Here is a 17,962-nt window from a genome sequence, read left to right as displayed (position 1 = left end):
CTCATCGAAACGCAGAGTCTCCGGGAGCTTTCGATGTCGAGCACGGATAGCGCATCTGGGATCAGGACCATGACAGACAAAGCGACCTACGATCGTCTCGAGAAGGATGTCACCGCCGTGAAAAACGATATCGCCGCCCTCACCGAACAGATCACCGAAGCGCTCAACTCGTTTGCCGGCAATGCGGGCAAGCAAGCCCGCCGCCATTACAAGGAAGCCCGCGCCAACGCCGAATCCACCCTCGACGACATGTCGGAGCGCGGCAGCGCGATGATGGGTGCGGCGCAGGACGCGGCGTCCTCGATCGAGGAGACGCTGGAAGAGGTGATCACGCAGCGGCCGCTTGCGACCGTCGGCCTCGCCATCGGCATCGGCTTTCTGATCGGCGTCACCTGGCGGCGGTAAGTCATTTGGCGGCGGTAAGCAGACGACATTGTCCAGCTGAGGCCCGGTGATGGCAGGCGCACACAAACTACCCTTTTGGACGAGATGGCAGCGCTGGTGGGCTGTCGCGAATTTCGTCGATGCTCTTTTCAAGGCAAGGCAACTCCATGCTTCAGCGGCTGATCGATGACGTCAAGGAATCGACCGGAAGCGCGTTGCGGCTGACGTCGCTCGCCGGCGCTGCCGCGATTGCGCTGTTCATCACCACCGCCTTCCTGTGCGCCGCCGCCTTCGTGCTGGTGCTGCAAAACTACGGTCCGGTGCAGGCGTGCCTGGCGGGCGCCGCGATCTTCTTCGTGGTCGCAATGATCGCAGCCATCAGCTACACGATGCGCAAGCGTCAGATGCTGCGGCGCGCCGCGGAAGCGGCAAAAGCCGCGAAAGCCGCCGCAACAACCGGCCTGCTCGCCGACCCCATGCTGCTTGCCACCGCCCTGCAGATCGTCCGCGCCATCGGCATCAAGCGCCTGATCCCGATCCTGGCCATCGGCGGCATCGCGCTCGGCGTGATGGCGAGCCGCAGCGCCGCCGCCAGCAGCGAGCCGGCGGAGGAGCCGTAGTGCTTCGTGGTCGTGATGGCCTAAAATCGCGGCAACCAAACCGGTGTCATCGCCCGGCTCGTCCGGGTGCCCCAGTATTCCAGAGGCAGCAGTGCCTGAGTCGATGAGCCGCGGCGTACTGGGTCGCCCGGTCCATGTGCGAAATTGCGCACGGGCTGGGCGATGACAACTGTGGGTGGGGACGCAACTTCGTATTCTCGCGATATGATCCCGCGAGGGCCTGCGCCGTCGGGCAAATCAGTGCCAAGGGGCGGCGCGCATCAGGTGATGCAGCGGCCGGGCTGCAGCAGCTTGGCGACGTCGGTCAGCACGCTGACCACGGGCTCACAGGCGACCTTGCGGCCCTCGCCGGGCAGGGATAGCCCGAGGCCGACCGGGCGGCTGCGTGCCTCCTTGGCCACGGCAACACGAACCAGCACCGAGGTGTCCGGAAGCCCATCGACCTTTAGCGCAATGGTGCGGCTGTTCTGGCCCAACGTCGGAACCTCGGCGCGGTCAGCCTTGGCGGCGCGATTGACCATCGTCTCGGGTGCAGCCGAGACGGTGTCGGGCACCGCCGAAATGGTGAGCTGACCGCCGATCAGATCATGGCCGGATGCGAACTGGACAGCGCCGAGCGTCAGGCCGATCGCGATCACGCCGAGAATTCCCTTTTGGATCTGTGACATGTTTGGATGTCCCTCGCCCCGTGACAATTCCCTTGGCGATCACGGACACAACGCGAGCGGAACCGAAGGGGTTCGCGGCCGCCGCCATCACTTAACCGTGTACGAAAATATTTTCGCTCGCCTGGAACGAGTCCGGGGGTTCCGAGTCATTCCGGCAGCCGGTTATTCCCCCTGCCCCATTGACCGGTGACGTAGGGCGCGACCGTGGTGATGCCGGTCGCGCCCTGCTTTTTTGCTTCAGTGCCTGATCCAGCCGATCACGGCCCCGGCCGACGCCCAGAGCGTCCAACCAAGGCCAAGCAGGCAAATCAACGCCGCCGCCATCCCGACGATGAGCAGCAGACCGTCTTCCTGCAGATAGGCGATCGCGATCAGGACGACCGCCATCCCCGGTATGACGTTCACCAGAGGCAGCGGCCAACCGGCGGACAAGGCCAGCAGAAAGACGACCAACCCGACGAGCCGGTTCGTCACGTCGTGACGCGCGTTCCACCGCGGCCGGCTGACGCTCTCGATCGCTTGCAGCAGTGGGCGGGCCCGGACCGTAAACTGCTTGAAGCGCTTGAAGTCGAACTGCCGCTTTGACAGGAAACGCGGGAACGACGGAGCGCTCCAGCCGAGCATCATCTCGACCGCGGGAAACAGCAGCGCGATCAGCGCGATCGTCGCGATGCCGGGGATGATCACCAACAATCCCAGCAGCAGCAGGAGAAGTCCGAACGAGCGCTTGTCGAGATGGCTGAGGAGCCATTCCAGGTCGACGGGACCGTCCGGTGCTTTCGCGACAAGTTCTTCAAGGAGTTCAGAGGTAGGTGCGGGTGCCAATGGGGCTCCAGTCGAACGGGGCTTTAGGCCCAACGTGGCCAAGCCCGGCCTCGATTGCAACGGCTGGCGAGGCAGACTAGGAAGCTCCCATGAGCAACGATTCCGACCGGGCGTGGCAAGGCCACTCGCCCTTAGGCCCCCTGCCCGCCCGTCGGCGCCGCTGGCCTTGGCTCCTTCTGATCGTCATCCTCACCCTCGCGGGTGCTGGCGGCGTCTATGCATGGCCCGAAATCGCACCTCTGGTCCCGTCTCTCGGCCACGAGGCGTCCGGCGGAAAGATGGCAGCCGTCGATAGCGGGACCCTGCCGGATCTCCTCGCCAGCCAACAGAAGACCGGCGAAGATCTCGCGGCCCTGGGCCGGGCCGTCGCCGACCAGCAGGAGCAGCTGAAGACCATTGCCGATCGATTGGCGGCCCTGACATCGAAGGTCGATGCCCTGCAGAGCCCCTCTTCGGCTCCCGTTTCACCACCAGCGGCTGCCGAGCCGCCGCGCGCCCCGACCGCACAGGCGGCTCCAAGGCCGATCGCGCAAGCTGCTCCGAAACCGAGAAAGCCGCCGTCTCGGGCTCCGACGCCGTCGGGGCCCATTTCGACCGGCGGAGCGCCGCTCAACGCAGCGCCCAGCGACACGGCCCGCTGAGCGACAGGCCCCGCCCTACGGACGATCCTGTCCTCCCGAAGTCGAATACGGACGACTCCGGCTGTTGCTTTCGTAAAGCGCGTTGCCAAGAAGCTGAGTTTTACACGATCAAAAAGTTCGATGCGTGCAACTGGCTGATCGCGGCGTCAACGAAGTCGATAGACCCCGCATTAGGACCACTCCCCAGCGCAAGCAGGGTCCCGCCGTGCCCATCGGTCTTTAGCGCGCTCATGATGTCGGCGACGGAATGGTAATTGCCTACGCCGTTCGCAAGATCGACGACGCCGAGCGTGTCGTTCCCAAATCCGGAAATCGTATCGACCTGGTTGCTGGAGTTGATCGAGACGGTCAGACTCGTGCCGTGATCGATGATGTTGACATGGGCCGCGCCATTGATGTTCGCCTGATTGCCAAACCCGACAAAGTTAAACTGGTCTGATCCGCCATTGACCATAATGACGTCCTGGCCAATCTGGTTTGTCACATTGGCCTGGGACCCGTTGAGCACCAAATGATTGGCAATTCCGCCGAGTGTGATCGTATCGTGGCCGGCGCCAGCAACGACGTTGTCCAATCCGCTGCCCGCTATGATCGTGTTTGTTCCCGAGCCGACGGTGATCTGGTCTCCCATCCCGCCGAGATTCACGGTGCTGTTGCCGTTGCCGAGCGTGACACTGTTGGTGCCATCTCCGCCCGTGACGACATCGTTGCCATTCCCGAGCGTGAGCGTGTTGCCATATCCGGAGAGCGTCACCTTGTCGTCGCCGTTGCCAGCCGTGACCTGGCTCGCGCCGTCACCGGGATGGACAACATCGTTGCCGTTGCCCAGCGTGATGATGTTCCCATACCCGCTGGCGTTGATGGTGTCGTTGCCATTGCCGAGCGCAATCGTGGTGGCGCCGGTCGATCCCGTGACCGTGATATTGCCGTTGCCACCGGTTACGTGGTTGACGATCCCCTGCAGATAGACGGTGCTGTCGCCGCTCGGCACATCAACCGTGCCGTATGTTCCGGCGTAGATCGTGTCGTTCCCGCCGTTGCCGTGGATGATATTGAACATGCCATAGGCGTGGATGATGTCGTTGCCCGTCGTGCCCTCAATGGTCGCATAGCCAGATGCCGGGCCGTTGATCGTCGTGGTGGCGGCCTGATGCGTGTCTATGACGGACGTGCTGGCGTCGCTGACGGTCACACCGACGCTGCTGGTGTCGCTCAGGGTGAAATTGGTCGTTGCGCTGCCGTCTCCGTGCGGCGAGGCCACGAAGCTGAGGGCGTGCAGCTCGGCGGTCAGGTTGGCAGCGCCGGTCGCTGCCAGTTCGTAGGTTTCGTTTCCAAGCGAGGTCAATCCTGTCCCGGACAGGAGACCAGCCGCGCCCGCGAGCGTGATGATCAGACTATCCGTTGCGACTGCGTTTGGATCTGTGATCGTTACGGTCGCGAATGGATTGATCGCAGCTTCGTTGCTGGTCTTTTGTCCCGATATGGCTCCAGCGATGGTCGGCAGGGCCGCGGCCGTCAGCAGAATGCCGCCGGAGCTGTCTTTCGCGATGCCGAAACCCGTGACCGACGTATCCGCCAGTGTGAAGGTCTCGCTGGCCGTGCCGTTGCTGACCGTGAGCGTCGAGCCAGATACCGTCGCCGTTGCGCCGCTTGCATAGGACAGCCCGGAAAGATCGATCGAGTCACCGAGCGCAATGCCCTCGATCTGGCTTGCAAAGGTCGATGCGCCCGATACCAGCTTCTGTTCGATCTCGAGTGTGCCTTGGCCGGAGAAGGTGATCGCGTCGTCGGACATCGCGCCCACCTTGAGATCAAGCGCGCCGCCGGCGATCGTGGTCGCGCCGACAACGCCGCCCGCCTCGACGAGTTCTGTGGCGCCAAGATGAATTGTCGAAGCGTTCGCAGTGCCCTGACTAAGCACGTCAAGCGTGCCGCCGTTCAGCGTCGAGGAGGTGACGATGCCGCCGTCCGAGACGGCGAGACTGCCTGAATTGAGGATTGTTCCGCTCGCCGCGCTGGCATCGACCGCTGGTGCGCTTGGGTCGCCAGTCAGGGGGTCTGGTATTGATCCCGAAACCGTCATCACACCACCATTGATGGTGGCGTTCATGGCGATCCCCGCCCCGGTCAGGTGCAATTGGCCGCCGCTGCCGACAACAGCTGAATCGACTTCGCTTCTGATGACGGTGCCGTATTGGCCGCCGGGAGAATGATAGACCGTCTCTCCCGAAGCATTGATGACACCGCCTGATTCAACGATGGTGCCGCTGGCAATGCCCCCGTTGGTGAGATTCTGGACACCGCCGGCATTGACGGTGGTCGACGTCACGATGCCGGTATCGACGTCCTGCTCGCCGCCATTATTGACGGTCGTGTGATCGGCATGTCCGGGCCCCGGCTCATCGTGCAGATAAAGGCCGGTGACACGCTGGATGCCGCCCATGTTGATCGTGGTGTAGCTCGCGGTGGAGATAAGCCCGACATCCTGCTCGCCGCCATTGATAATGGTGTTGGTGGCAGTGCCTCCGTCGCCGAAGTAACCTACGATTTGCTTGCCGCCCGCCGATATCGTCGTGTCCGTGGCCGTGCCGTAGTCCTTAAACGTTACGCCATCCGACACGGTGAAGCCGTTTTCCGTGTAGCCATACTCGACAATGAACGTTGCGCCACTCTGGAAGGTCGTATTGGATATCGTCGCGCCGGCTTCAAGGATGAGCGTTCCGCCTGCGGAGACGGTGCTGCCATTGGCGACACCGCCGTCCAGAACGTCCAGCGTCACACCGTTCGCAACCGTAAATCCGTTTTCAATCGTGCCGTCGCCGATCTCGAAAGTGCTGCCATAGTTGAATACTGTCCCCGAAACATTGGCGTTACCAAGCACAATAAACACGCCATATTGATTGACGGTTGTGCTGGTCGCCGTCGCGCCGGCGGACAGCTCCATTGTTCCAGAATTAATTGTCGTTCCGGTCGCTGCCCCACCTGCAGCCACATTTAGCGTGCCGAATTGGAGTATTGTGCCGGATACCAATGCTCCGTTCGATACCGTCAAGGTTCCAAAATCTTCAATGGTGGTGCCGGTGGCCGTGCTGGCGTCGACGGCCGGTTGGCCGGGGACGTTGGCGAATGGATCCGGTATCGATCCCGAGACGGTCATGACGCCGCCATTGACGATCGCGTTCACGGCGGTCCCGCCGCCGGTGACGTCGAATTCGCCCTGGTAGTTGATGGTTGCGGCGGTCGCCACGCTTTGGATCACCGGCTCCGGATACACCGGCGCCGTTTCCACAGTTTCACCCGAAACTTTGAGAACACCGCCGGCATTGACGATCGTGCCGCCGGCGCTGCCACCATTCGTGACGTTCTGGACGCCGCCGGAATTGACCGTCGTCGTCGTTGCGATGCCGGTGTCGATGTCCTGCTCGCCGCCGCTGTTGATCGTGGTGTGATCAACCTCGCCCGGGGTTGGACCTTCATGGATATATTCGCCGGTGACGCGCTGGACGCCGCCGGCGTTGATGGTCGTATAGCTGGCGACACCATCAAAGACGACGTCCTGTTCTCCGCCATCGATAACAGTGTGGGTTGCCGTACTTGTTGTGGAAGATCCGCCGACCGTCTGCGAACCGCCAGTCTGGATCGTCGTGCTATCGACGGAAGTGCCGCCGCTGACATCCATCGTGTCGCCGTTGTGGAGGGTAATGCCATTGGCGGGAGGAATAACCGTCATATGATGCTCCACGATCGGCGCTTGGAAGATCAAACAAGCAAGGCAAACCATGCGATCGAATTTCAACTCAAAAAAGGCGTTCGCTGAAAATGCCCGTCAAGCCGGCGTTATTTTTCACCGAGATTTTCAAACGGTTCCTCGCGCGATTTCTGCCGTTAATCTGCGACAAAGCCGTGACGTGTATACGCGTGAATATTGCTGGATGAATTTATCAGCAACGCGACGAAAATTGCGGCGACCACGCGCACTCAAGATTTGCGCGAAACATCCGCGTCAGACGTGGATCATGGCGCGTCGAAAGTTCCATTGCCGTTCCGCGCCTAAATCGTTTCGGCGCGGCTCCGGGCTCACTGGTCGCGCTTTCACACCAACTGGCAGGCAGGCGATCGCGACAACGATTCGCAACCACCGCGCTCTATCGCGCGGCTATGGCTTCACGGGATCGGTGATCGCCCCGCCTTATTGCTCCGCCTGCGCCTTTGCCGCCGCCGCCTGGCGGTCACGCGCGGCGATGAGTTCATTCTGAAGCTTCGACCGTTCAGCATCCGTCATGGCGGGTTGCTCACGCGGCGGCGGCAGATCTTCGACCGGAAGATAGGTGCCTTTCTTTGCAGGCATTGAGGGAGGCATCGGTGCCTCGGCCCGCGCATCCATCAGCGACGACCCCGTGGACGTCGCACAGCCGCCGAGCGGAAGGCTCAACAACAAGAACGCCCCCGCGGCACGCACCATTCGCCGTTGATACCGATACGCAACAAACATGCATGACCGTTCCACGACCAATGCGGGCCAATTATGTCGGTCCGCAGCTTCTCATGGAACGGCGCGCGGCGAGGTTAATCGCGGGTTACAGTCCGGCACCTGTGTCGCCGCCAGACTATGCGGCGGCGGTGAGGCCGGCCGATTTTGGCGAACCGACATGACGCGACCTGCGTCAGCCGCTACACTCCCCACATGAAACTCGTCTTCATCCATGGCGCGCCGGCGGCGGGAAAGCTGACGACGGCGAAGGCACTGCTGGCGCAGACCAGCGGGCGGCTGTTCGACAACCATGCCGCGATCGACGTCGCGCGCACGGTGTTCGATTTCGGCGCGCCGGGGTTCTGGGAGCTCGTGCAGACGGTGCGCATGTCGGTGCTGGATGCCGCGTTGGAGCAAAACCTGCCGCTCCTGGTGATGACGTTCGTCTACGTTGATCCGCTCGACCTGCCGACCTTCGCGCAGTTCGAGGAGATCGTCGAACGGCGCGGCGGGCAGTTGCTGCCGGTGTACCTGAAATGCTCCACCGAGGAAATCGTCCGGCGTATCGGCACCCCCGACCGGGCGGCGCGCCGCAAGATGATTTCGGAGACCGGCGTCCAGCAGTTCCTTGATCAGCACGCGGTGTCACCGGTGCCGCGGCGAAACTGCCTTGTGCTGGACAGCGAGGCGAATTCGGCTGAGGCGAATGCTTTGGCGATCGTGCGGCATTTCGATCTCAGCTGATTACGGCGTGCATTGGCAAATCCGATCAGCCCATGTCCGCTTTGCCCTCAGGAGCGGACACGGGCGCCTCGCCCAAGCATGCCGGCTAAGGGCTAGAAGCTGACCTGATTGCGCACCATCGGCTCAGGGTGGGCCCTCGCCGTTACGCCTGCGCTCGCGCACGTAGAATTGGTGTGAGGAAACAAACGAGCGATGAACTTGCTCCATGGCCAACGCCACTAAGCTCATAATGAGCACCTGATCCAGGGCTCTCATGGAGGTTCGGATCCGGCGATGAATCGGCGAACGAAAGGTGTCTTGCTCGTCGGCAGCCTGACTGTCGCGGCGGCCGTCGCAACGGTCGTCGTACTGACGGGGGCGCTCGCAAAGGTCATGGATCCCCAGCATTATTGTGAGACCGGTTTTTCAAAATTAGTCAATTGCACCTACCACTGGTCATCGAAAACGATCAGCCAATCGACCCCGATATTCAGCACCCCCTCGGACGCGACAAATACCATCCCGTCGGGCTCGCGCGACACGTCCCGGCCAATCTATGTCGACGTTATGTCGTGGGCCGTTGCCGATTGCCCCAGGAATTACATCGCCAGGCGCCTGCTCTGCGCCACGCCCTCGGACGCGGCGCCGGCACAGGCCTCGGACGACGATCCCGCCACCGGTCTGCCCCGGCCCAAGCCCTGGCTTGTCACGACGGCGAAGAATTCAACGTTCATCAAGGCGTTTCACGTCGAGACGCCGCTCGATCTCGCAGGCGTGCTCCGCTTCTATCGCCACGAGTTGAGCAAGCGCGGCTGGTCGGAGAATGGCGGCGCAGTCGTCGAGCCGGGCGGCGCCGTGATCGCCTTCACGACATCAGATGGGCCGGCGCTGCTCCGGCTCACCCATCAGGACGACAGGACGATCGTCGATTTGTCGCTGCGCAAGCCTGCCGCCACCGATGCCGCCGTCCTGCCGATGCCAGGGCAGGTGAGGCTGTTACTCGGCAATTCCACGAATGAAGAGGCCGTCATCACCATCAACGAGCAGACCATCGAGCTGGCGGCTGGCGCCGAGTTGACGGACGACACCGCAACCGGACGCAAATCGCCAGAGAGCCAGGAAATCAATCTGCCGCCGGGCAAGTACAAGGTCTCCCTCAAGATCGCGAGCGGCGTGGCGCAGAATCGGGAGTTCGAGGTCGCTGCCGACGAGACCTGGGGCCTGGTGGTCGGTCCGGCTGGCGTCCCGATCCCCCTGCATCTTTATTGACACGCGGAGGCAGCCCCTCACCCACCCTCCAAGAGCGACCTTCGCTCGTCCCGACCCCGCAAGAGCGGGGCGAGGGAGCGCACGGCCGTCGCGGTCAGAGCGATACGTCGATCACTGCTCCGCCGCTTCGCGCTCCATGTCGCGGCCGGAGAGATCCTCGCCCTGCATGTGGGCGTAGTCGCGCGCCATTTCGCGCATCAGGAATTTGGCGGGGACATCGTGATAGGTGCCGTGGTCGTTGACATACTGCATGTAGGTGCGTCCCGCGCCGTCGAAGGAATGCAGCAGCGCATCGGTGTGGCCATCGAAATCGAGCGGCTTGACGCCGAGCTTGGCGCACAGCGTATCGTTGAAGGTCGGCGTCGCCTTGCGCCAGGCGCCGTCGACGAACACTTCGGTGAAGCCGTGCCAGGTGAACATGTCCGTCCCCATGCTCTGGCGCAGTTTTTCGGTGGTGAGGTGGTTGCGGACATCGGCGAAGCCGACGCGCGCGGGAATGCCGTGGACCCGGCAGGCGGCGGCATAGAGCGCGGCCTTGCCGACGCAGTAGCCATTGCCGGCCGCGAGCACGCTCGAGGCACGGAAGCTCTCGGCGTCGCGCGTGCTGACATAGGGGTTGTAGCGGATGCCGTCGCGGACCGCGGTGTAGAGTGCGCTCGCCTTGTCGCGCACACCGGCGCCGGCCGGGACGGCGGCGCGGGCGAACGCCTCGACCGCCGGGTGGTCACTGTCGATATACTCGGCCGGATCGGTGTAGAGGCGGTTGATCGTATCCGGGAGCGTGCTGGTCATGCTGCGAGCCTTTTGTCTTGACGCGTTGTCTTCACGCGAACCGGTCGCCACTTCGCTTCAAAACGCTATGGCAAGCAGCTGCCCTGCTCAATTCTCCAAGCGTTCGTCCAGCCGGCTCGGCGGAGGATAACTGCGCCGCTTCGCCTTGAAATATTCGCGGGCGAAATGGATGCCGATCCCGATCAGGAACGGCGGGGCGAGCGCCGCTCCGATCATGAACACGGTAATGGACTTCGGCGTCAGGATGTCCAGCACCATCGACGCCAGCAGCCACAGGGTGGCTGAAATCACTGCGACGTCGACGTACTTCATCTCCGGGAGGCCCTTTGTCATCACTCGGGTTCCATATTACCTGCTGGCGGAGCCTGCGCCAGCCATTCCCGCCGAATGACGGGAGGAAGAGCGCACCATGGCGAGCTACACGGTCTACACCGCGAACGCCCGCACCAGATACAGGCCGCCGACCAAAGCCAGGATCGAGAGCGCGACCGAGGCCGCGATATAGGCTGCGGCCGGCCATAGCTCGCCGCGCTGCATCAGCACGATCGCATCCAGCGAAAAGGTCGAGAACGTGGTGAAGCCGCCGCAGATGCCGACGGTGAGGAACACCCGCATTGTCTGGCTGACGTTCCAGGTCAGCGCGAAGGATTCCGCGAACACGCCGATCAGGAACGAGCCGACGATGTTGATGACCAGCGTTCCCCAGGGAAATCCGGTGCCGACCAGGCGGGCGGCGCCGATCGCCACGAGATAGCGCGCGACCGATCCCAGCGAGCCGCCAATGGCGACCGCAGCAAGCAAATGAATATTCAACGTCTCACCTTTCCAGCCCGCCACTCGACGACGCCTGTCAGCAATCCAACCACAAAGGTCGCGACGACCAGTTCACCGGGAGCGTCACCGAGCCAGGCGACGATACCGACGAGCCAGATCGACCCGACCAGCCACAGCGCGATTGAGAGTGAATCAGGAAGACCCGTCATATGCAGCCCCATCTCATTCGCGGGGCGCAATCGGGTCGGTGGGTGGCACGTGCTCCTACCGACGCTCTCGCGCCCGGTAGGAGTCATCAGCCTTGCGGCGGTTATCGGGGGACTCCATCCCCATCAACAGGGCCGATGTTAGGGGGCGATGCGGAAGCGGGCAAGACGTTTTGTGCGGGCCGCACGTGCCGGCGTGTTACACGGCCGGCAGCGGCATCCGGAAGGTGAAGCAGGTGACGTCGTCCGTCGAAGTCACGTCGATGGTGCCGCCATGGGCGCGCGCGATCTGCGACACGATGTAGAGCCCAAGCCCGAGCCCCTTCTGGTCGGCGACGGCGCCGCGCGTGAATGGCGCAAACAGCCGCTCCATCGTGGCGGGCGGAATCGTGGGGCCCCGGTTTTCGACCGAGAGCTCGAACGCGCCGTTGGTGGCGGCCCTGACCTCGACCGGCGTTCCCGGCGTGCCGTAGGTGAGTGCATTGCCAAGCAGATTGGACAACAGCCGCGCAACGCGCTCGCGGTCGGCCAGCACCGGACGCAAAATCGCGAACTCGGCCTGGATGACACGATCCGGATGGGCCGCCTGCAACTCATCGACGACCTGGCGCAGCGCGGGCTCCAACGCCTCGCTCGAGCGCGTGACCGCGATACCGCCGCCGAGCCGTGCGCGGGCGAAGTCCATCACGTCGTCGATCAGTGCCGCCATGCGCGTGACGCTGTTCTGCATCAGCTCGGTGATCGTCTTCGCTTTGTCGTCCAGCGGCGTTCGCTGCAGGACTCGCACGCCTGCGGTGATCGAGGCCAGCGGGTTGCGCAAATCGTGACCGAGCACGGCGATGAACTGCTCGCGCAATTCGGCCGTGGTGCGCGCATCGAGCAGGCTCGCCTCGGCCGTGACCAGGCGCCGTGCGGTATCGAGATGGCCGGCGATCAATTCGGCAAACAGCCGAAACATGCCGATGATTCCGGGATTGTTCAGCTTCGCCGGCTCCGGATCGATCGCGCACAGCGTGCCGTAGAAGCTGCCGTCCTTGAGGATAATCGGCACCGAGATGTAACTCTGGAAGCCGTACATCGCCGGCGTCTGATGGTTGCGGTAGACCTCATCCTCGCCAACATGGTCTATCGCCACCTCGCAACCCGATTGGCGGATCTGGTGGCAGATCGTCGTCTCGACCTTGAGCTCGCCGCCGGGCTTGAGGCCGAACCCGATCTCGTCATTGGCGGCGAGACAGACCCAGCGATCAGGCGTGACGCGCGCCACCGCCGAAAAGCCCATGCCGGTGACGCGTGAGACGACGGTGAGAATGCTCGGGATGGCGGCGATCGACTCGATGATCTCGATGTCGGGACGAAATTCTTGCTCCCCACAGGATTCGATGGCGGTCATGCCTTCACCATGCGTGAAAGGGGCATCGACCGCCATGTAAAAGGTGCCACGGCGACAAGATCACGGGCTGCGGTCAGCTCCCGCCGCCGTCGACAGCAACGCGTTCAGCTCGGCTGCGGCCCGCAGCTGCTCGATGCGCGCAGCGACCTGTTCGCGCTGCGCGCCCTGCGGCAGTTGCGCGAGTTCATCCTCGAGGCGCAGCCTGTGCTCATCCAGGCGCTGCTCGAAGGTGTGGGGTTCAGATCGTTTTCGGGTCTGCATCATTCACCTTTGGCGGTTGAAGGCCTGGGCTGTTGGCCCAGCGGTCCAGTTGCTCGATGACCCGCGCATGGCTAGGCCGCCGCGGCTTCGGTGCCTTAGGCTCCTCTGACAGCTTGCGGGGTAGCTTGACGTCGTCTGTCATGGCGTCTCTCCCACGCAGTAAACGCGGCAAGCGGCTCCATGTTCCGATTTAACATATTGATTTTGCTAGAGTATTTTGCTAACTTGACGTTTTTGTCTGTGCTTGGGGAACCCGCTGCGAGTTTGCTGGTTTAGCAAATTACTCAATCAGCTCATTTTGGGTGTTTTGCGATGAACGAGCTTCGGGGTGAACGACTTCAGGTCATGTTGTCTCCAGAGGAATTGGCAACGCTCGACGATTTCCGCTTCCGCCACCGCATGCCGACCCGGGCCGCGGCGGTCCGCGAGCTGCTCAAGCTTGGTCTGGCTAATGCGGCGGTCGACGGCGACACCGGCGTGAAGTCGAGCGATTATGGCGTGTTCAATCGGGGACCGGATGGGCACACGCAGGCCGACGGCGGCACAAACGCGCCGGACACGGATTGACGCACGGATTACCGCACGTTCGCAACCGTCAGCGCATCGCCTCGGTGGCGCAGCCGTTCAGACCGCGCCGAACAGGTCGACGATCGCTTGCAGGATGCAGACCACCAGCGCCGACGAGAGCATCGCCGTCCCGATATCCGCAACATAAAGCAGCTGCGCCCTTTGCTCCGCATCGAGCTCCGCGATTGCCTTGCGCATGGTCTGGCTCCTGTTTCCGTCGGGAGAACGCGCCGCGCGGACGCCCGTTCCGTCGCGCGACGCACGCAGGGCGCATAAAAAAACCGGCGCACCTTGCGGTACGCCGGTTCAGTTTGACCAGCTTCAAGTCAACTCAGCAGCTCATGCCGACGCAGCCCGCGGCGCGCGGTTGCGCGAGTTGCGCTGGAAGAACAGCGCCTGGCTCGCCACCGCCGAGACCATCGCCGGCTGGAACGGTTTTGAGATCAGGAACGCCGGCTCCGGCCGCTCGCCGGTCAGGAAGCGCTCGGGATAAGCGGTGATGAACACCACCGGCACCTCGAAGATGCGCAACAGCTCGTTGACGGCATCGAGGCCCGACGAGCCGTCGGCGAGCTGGATGTCGGCGAGGATCAGGCCGGGCTTCTTGTTCTTGGCGAGCGCCACTGCATCCGAATGGGTGCGGGCGACGCCGATGACGTTGTGACCGAGATTCTTCACCAGGCTTTCGAGGTCCATCGCGATGAAGGTCTCGTCCTCGATGATCAGCACGTCGGTCGCGATCTCGGCGGCCATTTCGCGGCCGGCGGCGTCGGTGAGCTTGCGCGTCTCGGCGATGTCGATAGCGAGGATGTAGGCCACCTCCTCCTCCGAAAATCCTTCCAGCGAAAGCAGCAGGAAGGCCTGGCGCGGCAGTGGCGTGATGTTGGAGAGACGGCGCTCCGGCGGCAGCGACAGCGTCGCCACATCGGCATTGTCGTTATTGACCGACACCGAATTCCAGATCTGGGTAAACAGCCGGAACAGCCCGGCGCGCGGGCCGTGCGTCTCGTCCAGCAATGCTGCGTCCTGCAGCAGGGCCTCGAGCATGGCCCCGACATAGGCGTCCCCCGACGCCTGGTTTCCGGTCAGCGCGCGGGCATAGCGGCGCAGCAGCGGAAGATGTTCAGCAACGACCTGCGATCGGGACATTCCCACTCCATCCTTGTTCGTGAGGCCAAACCGGCCTGAAACGCGTTGACCGGGGACGGCGTATCCCATTCCGGGAGGCGACCCCGGTTCCCCTGCATGCCCGTCTACGCGCGACAGGCCAGAAAGTTCCACGAAATAGTTCCAGCGTGGCGGAACTTTCTGCGCAACTTTGCATTAGCTCGTGACCGATCGGGCCAGAGGTCAGCCTTTCTTTCGAGGAAACGACTTGGAAAATCAGAGACTTAACTCCCGGGGAAGCGTGGATCACATCATGAAGGAAGTAAAGAAGCAGGGCGGTCTCAACGCCGAGATTCAGTCGAGGATCGGCCACCAGCTTCGTGCCATGTACGACGACGTGGTACGACAGGGAGTGCCCGACCGCTTTGCGGAGCTGGTCCGCAAGCTCGACGGACCCGAGGCTGCCGCGGCGGCCGCTGCCGGGGGCGATACCGACAAGAACAATGGAGGGGACTAATGCCTCTCACCAATGAACTTCGCGACGACATCCTGGCGTCGGTCCCTAGCCTGCGCGCATTCGCGATCTCGCTGTCCGGCAATGGCGACCGCGCCGACGATCTGGTGCAGGAGACCTTGCTGCGCGCGATCGCCAATATCGACTCGTTCCAGGTAGGCTCGAACCTGCCGGCGTGGCTGTTCACCATCCTGCGCAACCTGTTTCGCTCCGACTACCGGAAGCGGCGCCGCGAGGTGGAGGACGCCGACGGCAACTATGCCAAGACGCTGAAGAGCCAGCCGTCGCAGACCGCGCATCTGGAGTTCGAGGAATTCCGCGCCGCGCTCGAGAAGCTGCCACAGGACCAGCGCGAGGCGCTGATCCTGGTCGGTGCCTCCGGCTTCTCCTACGAAGATGCGTCGGCGATCTGCGGCTGCGCGGTCGGCACCATCAAGAGCCGCGTCAACCGCGCGCGCTCGAAGCTGAGCGCGCTGCTCTATGTCGACAGCGCCGAGGATTTCGGCCCCGACAACACCGTGCGCGCCGTGATCGGCGGCAATGGCGGCTAATCGAGAGAGATAAGTCGGAGAGGAAGGCGGCCCAGTCGGGCCGCCTTTTTTGTTTGGGTGAATCGGTACGCGATCTTTGATCCGTCATGCTGAGGAGCGCGGAACGCGCGTCTCGAAGCACGACGGGCACCAGCCGGGCCGCATCCTTCGAGACGCGCTTCGCGCTCCTCAGGATGACGGGGAAGCTGATCTACGAGTTACGAGCGCCGCCCCCCGCGCACCGGCGCGGCGAACTGCTCGGTGCGGTCGCGCTCGGTCATGTCGACGACGGTGTCCATCGGCGCGGTGAGCTCGTAGACGTAGGAGACGTCGGTGAAATAGCGCTTTGCGGTGCCGCCGAGCGCTTCGGGCGCGACGCGGTCGAGCAGGATCAGGCCGAAATCGCTGTCCGCCCGCCGCGTCGCCTCGCTGGTGTTGAACTCCTCCCAGCGGAAATGGAAGATCGCGTCGTCGCCCTCCCCGGTCACCTCCCAGTTGGCGACGATGTGCGGATGCTTGCCGACCAGCGACAGGCCTTCGTCGGAATGCGAGGCGAGTTCGAAGAACAACAGCGACAGCGATTGCGCTGCGCGGGCGCTGACGGTGATGTCCGGGCCGTTCACCGCGATGCGGTCGGCATGCGGGATCGCGCGCGATTCGAACAGGCCCTTCAGCTTGACGCCCTGCCACTGGCTCTCGCTGAGCAGCGTCACGACGTTGGACATCGCGTGGATGCGGCCGATCAGAAGGTCGCGTGCGGCGTCGATGTCGGTGCCGTGGCGCAGCGTGCGCGTCACGATCGACTGGATCACCGCCAGGATGTTCTTGACGCGATGGTTGAGCTCGTCGATGACGGCCGTCAGCCGCCGTTCGAAGCCGATCCTGACCTCGATCTCGCGGCTGAGGCGCAGATTGTTGTAGGCGACATAGCCGAACAGACCGCAGACAATGCCGGTCAGCGCCAGCCCGATCGCCGCGACAATGGTCGCGGTCTGCTGCGCGCGCGCCGTGGCGTTGCTCTTGGCGTAATAGTCGAGCGACCAGTCGCGGCCGCCGAACGTCACGGTGCGGACCATCGACGGCGCCGGCCCGTTCTCGCGCACCGTGCGCGAGGTGACGGCGCCCTGCTCGTTGGCGGTGAACTCGTCGTTGGAATCGCGCGGATCCTTCAACGCCACCGCAAACAGCGATGAGTCGTCATTGGTCAGCATCAGCGACGACAGCTCGTAGGAAAAGGTGACGAAGCCGGCCGGCTCCGACGCCCCCTCGGGGAATACCGGCGCCGCCAGCGCGACGCCGACCGGGCCATTCTGCCGCAGCAGCGGGATCGGGTCCGAGGCCACCGGCTTGGCGTCGGCCAGCGCCTGCGCCAGCATCGGGCCGACCACGGAGTGGCGGTCGAAGGCACGGCCCGGGATGTTCAGGGTTTCCGGGGTGCGCGGCTCGACATCCATCATCACGTTGATCGGCCGGTCGAGCGCCTTGATGTCGAGCGGCTGGTCGTCGAAATCGCGGATCGACGGGTCGGTGAACCCCGCGGTTTTCAGCTCCACCGCCGCTGCGGGCAGCTCGTCCGGCCGCAGCCGCGCGATCCAGGCGGCGACGACGAAGTCGGTCTTGAAGGCATAGATCGCCGAGCGCAGCGGCTGCAGCATGTTGGCCTTCACCGTCGACGGCGCCCGGAACAGGCCCGACGCCACCCGCGCCAGCAGCTCGCGCTCGGTCAGGCGGTCCTGCACCAGGCTGGCATGCACGTCGATCGCCCGCGCCAGCGCGATGCCGTCGAGCGCCAGCTCCTGATCGTGCACCCGATAGGCGGCGAGACCGGAGAGCAACGCTCCGATCAGCGCTATCAAGGCAACGATGAAGCCCAGCCGAACCACTCGCTTACTCGGCAATCAGGGGGTGGCGGAAATGGACGGAAGGCATCTGATGGGTGCGGGGGCAGCGACAAATCAACACGCGATGAACACCTGCCGCAGAGGAATATGGAATAGCAATCATCGGTACGCAACATGAGCCGGTCCACAACATTAACGCTGACACCACCCGGCTGATCTTTGGGCACCAGAGGTTGCTAATCGGCAAAGTTGGATTTTGTTCCGGCGATTGCGCAACTTTTTTGCGGCGGAGGCGCTATCGCCGGCCTCACCGTCATCCTGAGGAGGCCGCGTAGCGGCCGTCTCGAAGGATGAACGGCCCCCGGCCGGTGGCCGT

21 protein-coding genes and 1 riboswitch are annotated in these 17,962 nt (G+C 63.5%); of the genes, 8 read left to right on the top strand and 13 right to left on the bottom strand.

The window, feature by feature from the left end:
- The first annotated feature begins 33 nt into the window (after positions 1 to 33).
- A complete protein-coding gene (locus UP09_RS26260; protein ID WP_044541257.1) occupies positions 34 to 405 on the top strand; it encodes an ElaB/YgaM/YqjD family protein in 372 nt (123 codons plus the stop codon).
- Between the two features lie 146 nt (positions 406 to 551).
- Positions 552 to 1,004: a hypothetical protein gene (locus UP09_RS26255; protein WP_044541152.1), complete on the top strand. Its 453-nt coding sequence runs from the start codon at positions 552 to 554 to the stop codon at positions 1,002 to 1,004.
- Between the two features lie 260 nt (positions 1,005 to 1,264).
- Here the strand turns inward: UP09_RS26255 and UP09_RS26250 are convergent, their stop codons facing one another.
- Positions 1,265 to 1,672, bottom strand: coding sequence for a hypothetical protein (locus UP09_RS26250; protein ID WP_044541151.1), 408 nt, complete (start codon positions 1,670 to 1,672; stop codon positions 1,265 to 1,267).
- Positions 1,673 to 1,909: 237 nt separating this feature from the next.
- Complete coding sequence (locus UP09_RS26245) at positions 1,910 to 2,539, bottom strand: exopolysaccharide biosynthesis protein (protein WP_063840162.1); 630 nt, start codon at positions 2,537 to 2,539, stop codon at positions 1,910 to 1,912.
- Between the two features lie 47 nt (positions 2,540 to 2,586).
- On the opposite strand from UP09_RS26245, the gene UP09_RS26240 reads away from it, so the two are divergent.
- Entirely contained in the window at positions 2,587 to 3,138 is a 552-nt protein-coding gene (locus tag UP09_RS26240) for a hypothetical protein (RefSeq protein WP_052833214.1), read from the top strand.
- A gap of 100 nt (positions 3,139 to 3,238) precedes the next feature.
- Here UP09_RS26240 and UP09_RS26235 read toward each other — a convergent pair whose 3' ends face one another.
- Both UP09_RS26235 and UP09_RS26230 read right to left on the bottom strand, forming a co-directional pair.
- Entirely contained in the window at positions 3,239 to 6,868 is a 3,630-nt protein-coding gene (locus UP09_RS26235) for a beta strand repeat-containing protein (protein ID WP_044541255.1), read from the bottom strand.
- 459 nt (positions 6,869 to 7,327) lie between these two features.
- Positions 7,328 to 7,630 carry a hypothetical protein gene (locus UP09_RS26230; RefSeq protein WP_044541149.1) on the bottom strand — a complete coding sequence of 101 codons (303 nt, stop codon included), beginning with the start codon at positions 7,628 to 7,630 and terminating at the stop codon, positions 7,328 to 7,330.
- Between the two features lie 144 nt (positions 7,631 to 7,774).
- On the opposite strand from UP09_RS26230, the gene UP09_RS36445 reads away from it, so the two are divergent.
- Together UP09_RS36445 and UP09_RS26220 are read left to right on the top strand one after the other, a co-directional pair.
- Positions 7,775 to 8,353: a P-loop nucleotide/nucleoside kinase family protein gene (locus UP09_RS36445; protein ID WP_156164770.1), complete on the top strand. Its 579-nt coding sequence runs from the start codon at positions 7,775 to 7,777 to the stop codon at positions 8,351 to 8,353.
- Positions 8,354 to 8,650: 297 nt separating this feature from the next.
- Positions 8,651 to 9,601, top strand: coding sequence for a hypothetical protein (locus UP09_RS26220; RefSeq protein ID WP_156164769.1), 951 nt, complete (start codon positions 8,651 to 8,653; stop codon positions 9,599 to 9,601).
- A gap of 111 nt (positions 9,602 to 9,712) precedes the next feature.
- Here UP09_RS26220 and UP09_RS26215 read toward each other — a convergent pair whose 3' ends face one another.
- The 6 genes from UP09_RS26215 to UP09_RS26190 form a co-directional block, all read right to left on the bottom strand.
- Complete coding sequence (locus UP09_RS26215) at positions 9,713 to 10,393, bottom strand: transglutaminase-like domain-containing protein (RefSeq protein WP_044541148.1); 681 nt, start codon at positions 10,391 to 10,393, stop codon at positions 9,713 to 9,715.
- 87 nt (positions 10,394 to 10,480) lie between these two features.
- A complete protein-coding gene (locus UP09_RS26210; protein ID WP_245302199.1) occupies positions 10,481 to 10,726 on the bottom strand; it encodes a hypothetical protein in 246 nt (81 codons plus the stop codon).
- A 93-nt stretch (positions 10,727 to 10,819) separates the two neighbouring features.
- Positions 10,820 to 11,206, bottom strand: a complete 387-nt coding sequence (gene crcB, locus UP09_RS26205; protein ID WP_044541147.1) for a fluoride efflux transporter CrcB — start codon at positions 11,204 to 11,206, stop codon at positions 10,820 to 10,822.
- Positions 11,203 to 11,376, bottom strand: coding sequence for a hypothetical protein (locus UP09_RS26200; RefSeq protein ID WP_156164768.1), 174 nt, complete (start codon positions 11,374 to 11,376; stop codon positions 11,203 to 11,205). Before UP09_RS26200 ends, crcB begins: the two co-directional genes overlap by 4 nt.
- Positions 11,377 to 11,446: 70 nt before the next feature.
- Positions 11,447 to 11,507, bottom strand: a riboswitch (Fluoride riboswitch).
- Between the two features lie 65 nt (positions 11,508 to 11,572).
- Positions 11,573 to 12,766: a GAF domain-containing sensor histidine kinase gene (locus UP09_RS26195; RefSeq protein WP_044541251.1), complete on the bottom strand. Its 1,194-nt coding sequence runs from the start codon at positions 12,764 to 12,766 to the stop codon at positions 11,573 to 11,575.
- A gap of 60 nt (positions 12,767 to 12,826) precedes the next feature.
- On the bottom strand, positions 12,827 to 13,030 hold the full coding sequence (locus UP09_RS26190; protein ID WP_156164767.1) for a hypothetical protein: 204 nt from the start codon (positions 13,028 to 13,030) through the stop codon (positions 12,827 to 12,829).
- Positions 13,031 to 13,339: 309 nt separating this feature from the next.
- Here UP09_RS26190 and UP09_RS26185 point away from each other — a divergent pair, with 309 nt between their 5' ends.
- Positions 13,340 to 13,594 carry a hypothetical protein gene (locus UP09_RS26185; protein ID WP_044541145.1) on the top strand — a complete coding sequence of 85 codons (255 nt, stop codon included), beginning with the start codon at positions 13,340 to 13,342 and terminating at the stop codon, positions 13,592 to 13,594.
- Between the two features lie 57 nt (positions 13,595 to 13,651).
- Here the strand turns inward: UP09_RS26185 and UP09_RS36635 are convergent, their stop codons facing one another.
- Together UP09_RS36635 and UP09_RS26175 are read right to left on the bottom strand one after the other, a co-directional pair.
- Positions 13,652 to 13,792 (bottom strand): hypothetical protein, encoded by a 141-nt coding sequence (locus tag UP09_RS36635; RefSeq protein ID WP_245302197.1) that lies wholly within the window; start codon positions 13,790 to 13,792, stop codon positions 13,652 to 13,654.
- Positions 13,793 to 13,933: 141 nt separating this feature from the next.
- Positions 13,934 to 14,743, bottom strand: coding sequence for a response regulator (locus tag UP09_RS26175; protein WP_044541144.1), 810 nt, complete (start codon positions 14,741 to 14,743; stop codon positions 13,934 to 13,936).
- Between the two features lie 271 nt (positions 14,744 to 15,014).
- Between UP09_RS26175 and UP09_RS26170 the strand changes: the two genes are divergently transcribed.
- A complete protein-coding gene (locus tag UP09_RS26170; protein WP_044541248.1) occupies positions 15,015 to 15,218 on the top strand; it encodes a NepR family anti-sigma factor in 204 nt (67 codons plus the stop codon).
- On the top strand, positions 15,218 to 15,766 hold the full coding sequence (locus UP09_RS26165) for a sigma-70 family RNA polymerase sigma factor (protein ID WP_044541143.1): 549 nt from the start codon (positions 15,218 to 15,220) through the stop codon (positions 15,764 to 15,766). Before UP09_RS26170 ends, UP09_RS26165 begins: the two co-directional genes overlap by 1 nt.
- Positions 15,767 to 15,963: 197 nt before the next feature.
- Here the strand turns inward: UP09_RS26165 and UP09_RS26160 are convergent, their stop codons facing one another.
- On the bottom strand, positions 15,964 to 17,628 hold the full coding sequence (locus UP09_RS26160) for a CHASE domain-containing protein (protein ID WP_044541142.1): 1,665 nt from the start codon (positions 17,626 to 17,628) through the stop codon (positions 15,964 to 15,966).
- Between the last annotated feature and the right edge of the window lie 334 nt (positions 17,629 to 17,962).

The sequence above is a fragment of the Bradyrhizobium sp. LTSP885 genome (assembly GCF_000938305.1).
Lineage (GTDB): Bacteria > Pseudomonadota > Alphaproteobacteria > Rhizobiales > Xanthobacteraceae > Bradyrhizobium.
The sequence above is the reverse complement of the archived record's forward strand: the minus strand, read 5'-3'. Positions and strand labels throughout refer to the sequence as shown.

Bases quoted from the DNA above. Each gene is read 5' to 3' on its own strand.
- UP09_RS26250 (WP_044541151.1), bottom strand. From the start codon at position 1,672: ATGTCACAGATCCAAAAGGGAATTCTCGGCGTGATCGCGATCGGCCTG.
- UP09_RS26215 (WP_044541148.1), bottom strand. From the start codon at position 10,393: ATGACCAGCACGCTCCCGGATACGATCAACCGCCTCTACACCGATCCG.
- UP09_RS26230 (WP_044541149.1), bottom strand. From the start codon at position 7,630: ATGTTTGTTGCGTATCGGTATCAACGGCGAATGGTGCGTGCCGCGGGG.
- UP09_RS26255 (WP_044541152.1), top strand. From the start codon at position 552: ATGCTTCAGCGGCTGATCGATGACGTCAAGGAATCGACCGGAAGCGCG.
- UP09_RS26200 (WP_156164768.1), bottom strand. From the start codon at position 11,376: ATGACGGGTCTTCCTGATTCACTCTCAATCGCGCTGTGGCTGGTCGGG.
- UP09_RS26185 (WP_044541145.1), top strand. From the start codon at position 13,340: ATGAACGAGCTTCGGGGTGAACGACTTCAGGTCATGTTGTCTCCAGAG.
- UP09_RS26260 (WP_044541257.1), top strand. From the start codon at position 34: ATGTCGAGCACGGATAGCGCATCTGGGATCAGGACCATGACAGACAAA.
- UP09_RS26170 (WP_044541248.1), top strand. From the start codon at position 15,015: ATGAAGGAAGTAAAGAAGCAGGGCGGTCTCAACGCCGAGATTCAGTCG.
- UP09_RS26165 (WP_044541143.1), top strand. From the start codon at position 15,218: ATGCCTCTCACCAATGAACTTCGCGACGACATCCTGGCGTCGGTCCCT.
- UP09_RS26175 (WP_044541144.1), bottom strand. From the start codon at position 14,743: ATGTCCCGATCGCAGGTCGTTGCTGAACATCTTCCGCTGCTGCGCCGC.
- UP09_RS36635 (WP_245302197.1), bottom strand. From the start codon at position 13,792: ATGCGCAAGGCAATCGCGGAGCTCGATGCGGAGCAAAGGGCGCAGCTG.
- UP09_RS26195 (WP_044541251.1), bottom strand. From the start codon at position 12,766: ATGACCGCCATCGAATCCTGTGGGGAGCAAGAATTTCGTCCCGACATC.
- UP09_RS26210 (WP_245302199.1), bottom strand. From the start codon at position 10,726: ATGACAAAGGGCCTCCCGGAGATGAAGTACGTCGACGTCGCAGTGATT.
- UP09_RS26190 (WP_156164767.1), bottom strand. From the start codon at position 13,030: ATGATGCAGACCCGAAAACGATCTGAACCCCACACCTTCGAGCAGCGC.
- UP09_RS26235 (WP_044541255.1), bottom strand. From the start codon at position 6,868: ATGACGGTTATTCCTCCCGCCAATGGCATTACCCTCCACAACGGCGAC.
- UP09_RS26240 (WP_052833214.1), top strand. From the start codon at position 2,587: ATGAGCAACGATTCCGACCGGGCGTGGCAAGGCCACTCGCCCTTAGGC.